Raw genomic sequence first — 10602 nt, 5'->3', positions numbered from 1 at the left:
TCGGCGCAGAGCGACAGCCTACCTCTGACTGCCGCCAATCTTTGCAACAGAGCCCCGAGGAGACCCGCCATGACCAGGACCGAGATTAAGCCTGCTGTATCCGCTGTCAAAGAGTTGCTGGCGCAGGAGCCGGATGCGCTTCGCGAGATTGTGCGCAGCGTGATGCAGGCGATGCTGGAAGCCGAGATGGACGAGGCGCTGGGCGCGGGCAAGAGCGAGCGCAGCGATGCGCGGCTCGGCTACCGTTCGGGGCATTACCCGCGCACGCTGGTGACGCGGGTCGGCAAGCTGGAGCTGCGGGTGCCGCAGGACCGTGCCGGGCGCTTCTCGACCGAGCTGTTCGAGCGCTACCAGCGGTCGGAGCAGGCGCTGGTGGCGACGCTGGCCGAGATGTATGTCCAGGGCGTTTCGACGCGCAAGGTCAAGGCGATCACCGAAGAGCTGTGCGGCCATGCCTTCTCGGCCTCGACGATCTCGGCGATCAACAAGAAGCTCGATGGCAGCCTGGCGGCCTTTGCCCAGCGCCGCCTCGACGAGCCGTTCCCTTATCTGATCCTTGATGCCCGCTACGAGAAAGTGCGCGAAGGCGGCGTGGTTGGAAGCCAGGCGGTGCTGATCGCGATCGGCATCGACTGGGACGGCAGGCGGCAGATACTGGCCGTGGAGATGGCCAATCGCGAGAGCGCCACGTCATGGAAGGACTTCCTGCTGCGCCTGCGTGACCGGGGCCTGCATGGCACCGAGTTCGTCGTCGCCGACGATCATGCCGGCCTGCGCGCGGCGATCCGCGAGGTGCTGACCGGCGCCGCATACCAGCGCTGCTACGTGCACTTCCTGAGGAACGCGCTCGATCACTTGCCAAGGAAGGCCGACGACGACTGCCTGCAGGAACTGCGCTGGCTCTACGACCGGCGCAACCTCGCCGAGGCCCGCGCCGATCTCGCCCAGTGGCTCGCCCGATGGAGCGCCAAATATCCCAGGCTCACCGACTGGGCCGAGGAGACGATCGAGGAGACCTTCTCCTTCTACCGGCTGCCACGCAGGCATCACAAGCACATGAAAAGCACCAACATGCTCGAACGCTTCAATGAGGAAATCCGGCGGCGAACCTATGTCGTGCGGATATTCCCCAACGCCCCCAGCTGCCTGCGCCTGGTCCGCGCACTCGCCGTCGAAACCCACGAAAACTGGCTCGAAGCCAACCGCTACCTCAATATGGACGAACTGCGCGAGCAGAAGAAAACCGAACTACGCAAAGCCGCATGACCAGCACCATGACCGCCAATTTGCAGAACTTGACGCACACAACCTGGTTGGCTAGCGTGTTTGCCGCCGGAGCTGTGCTTCGCCGTTGGTGATCCGAATACGGACGGTGCTTCCAGCAGATAAAAGACAATCGAGGGGATGATTCATGAAGGCTTATCTTTACTGTGGCGTCGCTGGCCTCCTGCTCGCGGGCGAAGGTTCCGCTTTGGCGCAAGGCGCACCGGCATCGGCGCCCGGGCCGAACGCTGCGACTGCGCAGGGCGCGAACGAGATCGTGGTTACGGCGAATAAGCGCGAGGAAAAACTCAACAATGTCGGCCTGTCGATCACGGCGCTGTCCGGTGATGCGCTGGCGGAGCGTAAGATAACCTCGCTTCAGGACGTCGCGTCCGCCATTCCTGGTCTTGCCTACGCGCAAAGCGCCACCAACACGCCGATCCTCACATTGCGTGGCGTAGGCTTCAACGAAAGCTCGCTCGGCGTCTACCCGGCGGTCAGCGTCTACGTCGACCAGGCACCTCTTCCGTTTCCGGTCCTGGCAAGCCATTCAGCGTTCGATCTTCAGCGGATCGAGGTCCTGAAAGGCCCGCAGGGAACCTTGTTCGGCCAGAACTCGACCGGCGGTGCGATCAACTATATCGCAGCCAAACCGACCCGCACCTTCACCGCGGGCGGCGACATCAGCTACGGCCGCTTCAACGAAATTGACGGCGATGCCTATCTGAGCGGCCCGATCACCGAGAACCTGCGCGCTCGCATAGCTGTTAGCGGCACGCACACCGATGACTGGCAGCGCAGCAGCAGTCGCCCCTACGACACAAACGGAAAGGTCTCCTACATCACCGGGCGCGCCATTGTCGATTGGGATGCGTCGGACAGCGTGCGGTTCTCGCTCAGCCTGAATGCGTGGCGCGATACATCGGATCCGCAAGCCTCCCAATACATCGCACTTCGCGGCCAGAACCCGTTCGTGCAGCAATCGTCGATCGATTATCCGTTCTCGCCACAAAATCCTCGGGCGGCCGACTGGTCGACGGGTATCAGTACGCCTCGCAGCGACCGCAAATTCTACCAGCCCGCGCTCCGCGCGGACATCGATCTCACCGACGCGATCACCCTGACGTCGCTGACCTCTTACGGCCACTACACCCAGCGGCAGACGACCGATGGTGATGGCATGGCGCTTGCGCAAGGCGATCTGGTCAGGAATGATGGCCGGATCACCACCTTCAACCAGGAAGTGCGCCTTGCCAACTCGAGCAAGTCGGCGTTCCGATGGGTCCTCGGCGCCAACTACGAGCGCAGCCGCACTTACGAGAACCAGTTCCTCAACTTCGCAGATTCGTCCCAGAACAATGCCGGTGCTAATTTCATCGATGCGGGGGGCGTATACAATCGCCAACGGATCAGGAACTATGCAATCTTTGGGAACGCTGAATATGACCTGACGTCCAGACTGACGCTGAAAGGCGCAGTTCGGTATACCAACAGCCACAATCACGCGCTGACATGTACCTATGACGGTGGCGACGGACGGGTGGCGCAACTCCTCAACCTGCTGGGAAGCCTTCTCGGGACCGTGCCGTTCACGCCGATCGGCATCAATGACTGCTACGCGCTCAACCAGAACAACGTCCCGGGGACGCCCTATATCGGCCAGCTAAACCAGCACAACGTGTCCTGGCGGGCCGGCGTGGACTATCATGTCGGGCCCACCTCGTTGCTGTATGCGAACGTGTCTCGCGGGTATAAGGCGGGCAGCTTCCCGGTACTCGCTACCGCAAGCCAGTCCTCGCTGAACCCGGTGACACAGGAGCAACTCACTGCCTACGAGGCGGGCGCGAAGTTGGGTCTCTGGGATCGAAAGGTGCAGCTCAACCTGGCCGGCTTCTATTATGATTATCGTAACAAGCAGGTGCGCGGAAAGATCAACGATCCGTTGTTTTCCGTGCTCGACCTCTTGGTCAATGTTCCGAAATCGCGCGTCCTGGGTTTCGATGGAGACGTGACGATCAACCCGTTGCCGGGCCTTAGCCTCACAGGATCCCTCACCTATCTCGATAGCAAGGTCCAACGCTATTCGGGTTACAACGCGATCGGAGAGGTCAACAATTTCGCGGGCGACCGGCTGCCCTTCACGTCGAAGTGGAATATCGGCCTCAATGCCGACTACAAGGCCCGCCTCGACAATGGCGGAGCGCCCTTCATCGGAATTACGATGAATGCGCGATCATCTCAGGACGCGGTGATCGGCGGCGACCGCATCGTCATCCCACCATCGCCGGTGAACAAGGTGCTTCCAGGCTTGATCCATCCCTTCGAGATGAAGGGCTACGCCACGTTCGACGCGCGGGTGGGATATGAGGCGCCGGATGGGCGCTGGACCGTGTCCCTCTGGGGCAAGAATATCTTCAACAAATATTACTTCACAAGCGTGATCACCTTCAACGACTCGATTTCGCGGTTTGCTGCTCGGCCAGCGACCTATGGAGTCACGCTTGGCTTCAAGTTCGATTGACGTGCGCCTGGCATGGGCGCCGAAGGAAGGGGCACAGCCACCACGGCCCCTCAACGTCGTCGGCCTGGGACTCTTCAGGCCGGCAGACCCCAGGCCTCAAACCTGCGGGCGCCTAGGAGTATTAGATGGCCGATTCCGTTGATCCGTCGCCGAGCCCCTATAGATATGTCTGGGCCTGCGCCTGGGGTGGCCCGATCTTTCTTGCGGCCTCTCTATTGTTCTGGGGTCTGCTCGCCCGGAACATTCCGCCCTTTACGCCGAACGTCGACGCTCAATTGATCGCCGATCATTTCCGCCAGCACAAGAATGCTATCAGGACCGGCATGGTGTTGACGATGGCGTTCTCCGTCTTCTATTTTGTTTGGGGGGTGGCGATAAGCAAGGTCATGCGCGCGGTCGAGCGCGATAACGACGTCCTCTCCACGCTTCAGCTCGGCGGGGCACTTTTCACAACGCTGATCACGTTGCTTCCGGCCTGGATATGGCTTGGAGCAGCCTATCGCCCGGAGGCCCTCTCGCCGATTATCTTGCAGCTTCTGTACGACATCGGCTGGCTCCTGTTTGTGGTAGCCTACTCTCTCACGAGCGTTCAGGCGGTCGCGGTCGGAATCTGCTTTCTGGCCGATCGCCGACCTACGCCGTTGATTCCCAATTGGTTGGGTTGGTTCTCGATCTGGGCCGGAACGATGCTCGCGATCGAGACGGTAATGCCATTCTTCCCGTCAGGACCGTTCTCGCGCAGTGGCATCCTCAACTTCTGGATCGAGTTTTCAATCTTCTTCACCTTCATTTTCTTGCTTTCGGTCTACATTTTGAGGGCGATAGCCCGGCTGGAGCGTGAGCATCGCGCGGGCGACGACCGTGGATAGTGGTGGGTCGTCTTGCTCCGCGAGCCGCGCCGAAACGGAGGAAGATGCTCGCGCCAAACCACTCGGTATCTGGACGTTCGTTGTGGCCGATTGCGCAAGCTTCGCCGTCCTGTTCCTGGTGTTCATGACTGAGCGTTCTCAGCAGCGGACCCTTTTTTCGGCCTCCGCAGCGCAACTGGATGTCCCGCTTGGCCTCGCCAATACCCTTATCCTCTTGACAAGCGGCTGGTTGGTGGCGCGGGCGACCGCTTCGGCAGAGGCTGGCGATAGGGACGCGGTGGTTCGCCATCTCGGGTTGGCACTTGCATCCGGCGCTGCTTTCGGCCTCGTCAAGATCGTTGAATATTGGCGGAAGATATCTACGGGAACGACGCCTCTCACCAACGACTTCTTCAGCTATTATTTCGTGCTGACCGGTCTTCATTTCCTACATTATCTGGCCGGGATCGGCGTGCTTATCCTTCTGCTCTCGAAGGCGCGCCGGCAGGGCACTGCGATCGACCAGAACTTCCTGCGATTTCTCGGGAGCGGCGCAATCTATTGGCACCTGGTGGACCTGTTATGGATATTCCTGTTTCCCATGCTTTATCTTCAAGGCCGGTGAACCACCGGCTCCGCCGCTCAAAATTGGATCTGGCGTGGTCGACGCTGGTCATTTTGGCGGTCGCTGGCGTCGCATTGGCTTATCGCGAACAATCGATCCGCGTCGGTATCGCCGTCGCAATGGGGATTGCCTGGATCAAAGCCATGCTGATCCTTGAACTATATATGGAGGTGTGCCTCGCGCCTATTGTAGTACGGGCGCTCCTGATGATCTGGGCAGCATGTTGCGTCGGAATGATCGTAATACTGCACTAGAATAGCGCCCGCACCATGAACCTGCACCCCTGATTGAGTATTTACCCACGCCCTCTTGCGGCGGGGCGAGAACGCTGATCCATATGAGTTAGGGCCACCCCGATCTCGAGCGCATGAGCCGCGAAGAACTGATCCAGCTGGTGCTGCGTCTTCGGCGGCCAGACAAGACGTCGCGGACATCGTCGAAGCCGCCATCGACCGACCGCAAGGCACGTCGGGACAGCGCGCGACCCGGCGGCGCAAAGCCGGGGCATGAGGGGCATAGCCGGTCTCTGAGTGAGACGTTTGCCCTCACGCACCGCTACCCAAGTGCACGGTCGAGCGACTGATGCGCACCATGCGGCTGGCCGGCATTCGTCGAGGGAAAAAGAGGATCACGACCGTCAGCGATTCCCCAAGGCGCCATGCCCGCTCGACAAAGTCAATCGGGAGTTTCGCGTTGATCGGCCGAACGCCGACCGCAACGGCCGAGCCTCCGAAGGTCTTCCGCCATCAACAGCACATCACAGAGCGGCCTAAGCCAGAAGCTAAACAGGGAAATTACGGAGCCGGCTCAGAGCTCTATCGACTAGGATCGAGCGCACCGCTTCGCCGCGTTTGATCTTTGTCCAGGTGTTGGAGCTTATTCCTAGCCTGTTCATAACTGTTTCCTTGCTCTGATTGGGTAGCAAGGCGTGCAGGCGCGAAATAGTTTCTTGGTCGAGGGCTCTCATGCGGGACGGGTCACGATCCACGTGGGCCGCCGCCTGCAAGGTTGTGGCTTCTCGATCCTCGCGAAAACGAAGGTTGGCTTGCGCCATATCTCCTACCTTGCAACCATCGGGATGAGGGGATTTGGCCTCATCATGGCAGCCACGGGCCGCATTACTTCAGCCGACGGCACTGGCACCGCCATCGCAGGTCAGAACCGTTCCGGTCAGGTAGGTCGACGCGCGGGACGCAAGGAACAGGGCCACGCCTGCAATCTCGTGGGGAGCGCCAAGTCGGCCGAGGGGAATGCCGTCGACCATCGATCCCTCCTGATCAGATAGTACGCCTTTAGTCATCTTGGTCAGAAAGAAGCCCGGCGCGATCGCATTGGCTCTGTTGCAAAAATCGTGAAGCTTGAGCATGCTTGGCGGAGATTGGACGGACGGAACGATGACGGATTTCAAGTGGCGCCATTTCCAGGGTGATGTGATCCTGTGGGCGGTGCGCTGGTATTGTCGCTATCCGATCAGCTATCGCGACCTTGAGGAAATGCTGGCGGAACGCGGCATTTCGGTCGACCATACGACGATCTATCGCTGGGTCCAGTGCTACGCCCCGGAGATGGAGAAGCGGCTGCGCTGGTTCTGGCGGCGTGGCTTTGATCCGAGCTGGCGCCTGGATGAAACCTACGTCAAGGTGCGGGGCAAGTGGACCTACCTGTACCGGGCAGTCGACAAGCGGGGCGACACGATCGATTTCTACCTGTCGCCGACCCGCAGCGCCAAGGCAGCGAAGCGGTTCCTGGGCAAGGCCCTGCGAGGCCTGAAGCACTGGGAAAAGCCTGCCACGCTCAATACCGACAAAGCGCCGAGCTATGGTGCAGCGATCACCGAATTGAAGCGCGAAGGAAAGCTGGACCGGGAGACGGCCCACCGGCAGGTGAAGTATCTCAATAACGTGATCGAGGCCGATCACGGAAAGCTCAAGATACTGATCAAGCCGGTGCGCGGTTTCAAATCGATCCCCACGGCCTATGCCACGATCAAGGGATTCGAAGTCATGCGAGCCCTGCGCAAAGGACAGGCTCGCCCCTGGTGCCTGCAGCCCGGCATCAGGGGCGAGGTGCGCCTTGTGGAGAGAGCTTTTGGCATTGGGCCCTCGGCGCTGACGGAGGCCATGGGCATGCTCAACCACCATTTCGCAGCAGCCGCCTGATCGGCCCAGTCGGCCCCAAGCTGCGATTTTGGCCAAGTCGGAGAACGTTTTGGGAACGTGGCATTCGGTATTGACGATGGAAATCATAGAAGAGGACAGTTCGCTCCATCATAGGGAGTGGGTTGATGGATCGGAGTATTCCGGGCGGGGATTTGATCGGACGATGGAGCCTGAGCTTTGCCGATATTGATTTTGTAAATTCGAAGCCGGCCCTGACGCGCCTTGGCCTCGCCGCACAGCTGAAATTCTTCGCTTCCCTGGGGTTTTTCGCGATCGATCCCGGCTCAATCCCTACCGATGGCCTCTCGTATCTGGCCGAGCAACTCGGTGTCGAGGCTGGCGAGATAGCCGGTTATGACTTTTCCAGTCGGACAGCACGACGGCATTGTGCGGAGATCCTGATCCATCTTGGATATCACCGCATGAAGCGGGTGGATCGCGCGCAATTGACGGAATGGATTGCTGGCGAGCTGTGCCCGGGCGGCCAGTCGATCAATGCCATGCTTGAGCATGTTTTCCTGTGGTGCCGGGACCGGCGTATTTATGGGCCGTCGCGCAAGGAGCTTGAACGTGTCGTTCGCTCACAACGGCAAGATTATCTGGACACCTGGCTGATCGGAGCCAGTGATCGGCTTTCGTCAGATGCGGTGGCGTTATTGGAAGCCTCGCTTGCCGATCCGGACAGCTCGACCGGATTCAACAGGATGAAGGGTGACGCCGGACAGGCAACGCTCGACAACATTCTCGACGTGACCGAGAAACTCGCCTTTATCCAGAGACTTGATCTTCCCCATGATCTCCTGACGGCTACGGGCAAGCCATGGGTCGATCAGATTGTTCGCCGCGTTGCCGGTGAAAAGGCCTCGGAGATGCGCCGGCATGCGCCGGCGCGACAGCTCGGCCTTTATGCGATTTATCTAATGTCGCGGGAGGCGCAACTCACTGACGCGATGATCGACCTGCTGATCGAAACCGTTCACAAGATCGGAACGCGCTCGAAACGCAAGGTGGTGGGCGATATCGCGAAAGACATCGAGCGGGTCTATGGAAAGGAGCGCCTGCTGGTCGAGATCGCCAGCGCCTCGATCAATGAACCATCGGGGCGCATCTGCGATGTCATTTTCCCGATCGCCGGTAAGGCCAAGCTGGCGGCGATCGTCAAGGAGAGCCATGCGAAGGGCGCTCTGGACCGGCGCATCTACAAGGTGATGCGTGGTTCCTGGGCCAATCATTACCGGCGCATGCTGCCAAGCCTGCTTTCCGTACTTGAGTTCCGGTCGAACAACGCGGTGTGGCGGCCGGTCCTGGCGGCCCTCGACTGGATCAGGAGCAAGGTGGATGGCGGATGCCGCTTCGTGCCATTGCAGGATGTTCCGATCGATGAGGTGATTCCAGCGCGATGGCGCAGTTCCGTCATTGATGACGATGGGCGGGTAAACCGGATCAGCTATGAGCTTTGCGTCCTGACGCAACTGCGCGACCGCATCCGCTCCAAAGAAATCTGGGTGGTCGGGGCGGATCGCTATCGCAATCCCGATGACGATCTTCCCAAGGACTTCGAGATCAGGCGAGATGCGTACTATTCCGGCCTCAGCCTGACGCCAGATGCGCAGGCGTTTTGCGCCTCGATCCGGGAGGAGCTTGAACGGGAACTGTTGCTCCTCAATGCCAATATTCCACAAAACGACAAGGTCCGGCTCCTGTGGCGCGGCGACAACCGGATATCGATTACACCGTTCAAGCCCTTGCCCGAACCGAAGGGTCTCGCTTCGATCAAAAGCGAGATCGGTCAGCGCTGGCCGATGACCGGACTGCTGGACGTGTTGAAAGAGGCTGCTCTGGACACGGGATTGATGGATGCTTTCGAAACGTCGGCCTCGCGGGTTACCCTGTCGAAAGCAGCCTTGGCTCAGCGTCTTTTGCTGTGTCTCTATGGCTTGGGCACGAACGCCGGGCTCAAGCGGGTCGCTGGCGCAACACCCGATGTCAGTTACGAGGAATTGCTGCATGTCCATCGCCGTTTCATCCACGCGCCAGCGCTGAGGGAGGCGTGCGCGCGGGTAGCAAACGCGACACTGGCAATCCGCAATGCCGCAGTATGGGGAGATGCGGGCACGGCATGCGCGTCCGATTCAACGAAGTTCGGCGCGTGGGACCGCAACCTGATGACGGAATGGCACGCCCGCTATGGCGGCCGTGGCGTCATGATCTACTGGCATGTGGAGAAGCGCGCGACCTGCGTTTATTCCCAGCTCAAGCGGTGCTCTTCCTCGGAGGTCGCCTCCATGATCGAAGGCGTGCTACGCCATTGCACCGACATGGAAATCCAGCGCCAGTACGTCGATAGCCACGGCCAGAGCGCAGTCGGCTTTGCGTTCTGCCGACTCCTTGGATTTGAGCTTGCCCCGCGGCTGAAAGCAGTGGCACGCCAGAAACTGGCCCTTCCCCAAGCCGGCATGCGCACGCGGCTTTCCAATTTACTGCCGATCCTCTCCAGCCCGATCGACTGGGACGAGATCGAGCAACAATATGACGAAATGGTCAAATATGCCGCTGCCATGCAATCGCGCACCGCCGATCCGGAAGCGATCCTGCTCCGGTTTGCCAGAGCCGAAGTGATGCACCCGACCTACAAGGCGCTGAGTGAACTCGGCCGCGCGGTCAAAACAATCTTCCTATGCCGGTATTTGCGTCAGGAGGCATTCCGCCGCGAGATCCACGAAGGGCTGAATGTGGTTGAGAACTGGAACGGCGCTAATGGTTTCGTGTTCTTCGGCAAGGGCGGCGAGATCGCCACCAACCGCATCCATGAGCAGGAAATCTCCGTTCTGGCGCTACACCTCCTGCAAGCGTCGCTGGTGTATGTGAACACCCGCATGCTTCAGACCGTACTGGTTGAGCCGAAGTGGGCGGGGCGGATGACGCCGGAAGATTATCGTGGTCTCACGCCGTTGATCTACAGTCATGTGAACCCTTATGGCCGCTTCGACCTCGACCTGAACGACCGGATTGATTTTGGACGGCTTGCAGCGTGAGGCGGCTGATCGGCCTATAACATTTGGGTACACCCCAGAGTGATAGGGCCGAGTGACACCATTCGTCTGTCACAAAAGGGTGGGTTTGCGCTCAATGTGACGATACACTGCAAGAGCCACCCTAATGTGACGGATTTTGCACTTGGCTCGT

The 10602-nt window shown here is 59.9% G+C and carries 9 protein-coding genes and 2 pseudogenes; 9 read left to right on the top strand and 2 right to left on the bottom strand.

The genetic code is table 11. The annotated features are described in order from the left end of the window. Window positions 1-69 precede the first annotated feature (69 nt). The 7 genes and pseudogenes from M529_RS28565 to M529_RS48990 form a co-directional block, all read left to right on the top strand. Window positions 70-1266, top strand: a complete 1197-nt coding sequence (locus tag M529_RS28565; RefSeq protein WP_007684572.1) for an IS256 family transposase — start codon at window positions 70-72, stop codon at window positions 1264-1266. A 145-nt stretch (window positions 1267-1411) separates the two neighbouring features. Continuing rightward, on the top strand, window positions 1412-3784 hold the full coding sequence (locus tag M529_RS28560; RefSeq protein ID WP_021316671.1) for a TonB-dependent receptor: 2373 nt from the start codon (window positions 1412-1414) through the stop codon (window positions 3782-3784). 125 nt (window positions 3785-3909) lie between these two features. Continuing rightward, complete coding sequence (locus M529_RS28555) at window positions 3910-4653, top strand: hypothetical protein (protein ID WP_021316670.1); 744 nt, start codon at window positions 3910-3912, stop codon at window positions 4651-4653. Then, window positions 4622-5257 (top strand): cytochrome c oxidase subunit 3, encoded by a 636-nt coding sequence (locus tag M529_RS28550; RefSeq protein ID WP_084465781.1) that lies wholly within the window; start codon window positions 4622-4624, stop codon window positions 5255-5257. Before M529_RS28555 ends, M529_RS28550 begins: the two co-directional genes overlap by 32 nt. Further along, window positions 5254-5511: a hypothetical protein gene (locus tag M529_RS28545; protein WP_021238373.1), complete on the top strand. Its 258-nt coding sequence runs from the start codon at window positions 5254-5256 to the stop codon at window positions 5509-5511. Before M529_RS28550 ends, M529_RS28545 begins: the two co-directional genes overlap by 4 nt. A gap of 113 nt (window positions 5512-5624) precedes the next feature. Next, window positions 5625-5789, top strand: a pseudogene (locus M529_RS48130) (IS66 family transposase); the annotation flags it as partial. A 29-nt stretch (window positions 5790-5818) separates the two neighbouring features. Next, window positions 5819-5964, top strand: a pseudogene (locus M529_RS48990) (IS3 family transposase); the annotation flags it as partial. Window positions 5965-6038: 74 nt separating this feature from the next. Here the strand turns inward: M529_RS48990 and M529_RS48985 are convergent. Together M529_RS48985 and M529_RS28540 are read right to left on the bottom strand one after the other, a co-directional pair. Next, window positions 6039-6311 carry a hypothetical protein gene (locus M529_RS48985; protein WP_152522071.1) on the bottom strand — a complete coding sequence of 91 codons (273 nt, stop codon included), beginning with the start codon at window positions 6309-6311 and terminating at the stop codon, window positions 6039-6041. A gap of 69 nt (window positions 6312-6380) precedes the next feature. Then, a complete protein-coding gene (locus M529_RS28540) occupies window positions 6381-6623 on the bottom strand; it encodes an SDR family oxidoreductase (RefSeq protein ID WP_021238374.1) in 243 nt (80 codons plus the stop codon). Window positions 6624-6651: 28 nt separating this feature from the next. Between M529_RS28540 and M529_RS28535 the strand changes: the two genes are divergently transcribed. Both M529_RS28535 and M529_RS28530 read left to right on the top strand, forming a co-directional pair. After that, entirely contained in the window at window positions 6652-7416 is a 765-nt protein-coding gene (locus tag M529_RS28535; protein ID WP_001389365.1) for an IS6-like element IS6100 family transposase, read from the top strand. Window positions 7417-7541: 125 nt separating this feature from the next. After that, window positions 7542-10451, top strand: a complete 2910-nt coding sequence (locus M529_RS28530) for a Tn3 family transposase (RefSeq protein ID WP_021224283.1) — start codon at window positions 7542-7544, stop codon at window positions 10449-10451. The last annotated feature ends 151 nt before the right edge of the window (window positions 10452-10602 follow it).

Origin of the sequence: Sphingobium ummariense RL-3, from assembly GCF_000447205.1 — a bacterium.
Classification (GTDB): domain Bacteria; phylum Pseudomonadota; class Alphaproteobacteria; order Sphingomonadales; family Sphingomonadaceae; genus Sphingobium; species Sphingobium ummariense.
Note: the sequence above shows the minus strand (reverse complement) of the source record. Positions and strands in the feature narration are given on the sequence as shown.